Source organism: Dellaglioa sp. CoH-56-MRSF-12, from assembly GCF_056782075.1.
Genome location: NZ_JBXAYD010000173.1, coordinates 1 through 236, shown reverse-complemented (window position 1 = coordinate 236; position 236 = coordinate 1). Strand labels below are relative to the sequence as shown.

Below are 236 nucleotides of genomic sequence, written 5' to 3'. Positions count from 1 at the left end.
CCTCCTGCAGCGCGGTGCGCGCGGCGACCAGGTCGGTGGCCTCGGTCAGGACCTCGAAGCTCTCGCCGCGGTCGGTGACCTCCTCTGCGCCCGCGTCGAGGACGGCGGTGAGGACCGTGTCCTCGTCCACGCCGTCGGCGTGCGGGACGACGATGACCCCCTTGCGGGGGAAGTCGTACGCGACGCTGCCCGGGTCGGCCATGGTGCCGCCGTTGCGCGACATCGCGGTGCGGACC

General features: G+C 74.2%; 1 protein-coding gene. It reads right to left on the bottom strand.

Annotated features, from left to right (window positions below; all coding sequences use genetic code 11):
- Nucleotides 1-236: YebC/PmpR family DNA-binding transcriptional regulator (locus AC1RPY_RS08205; RefSeq protein WP_481763190.1), on the bottom strand; the 236-nt coding region annotated here is incomplete at both ends.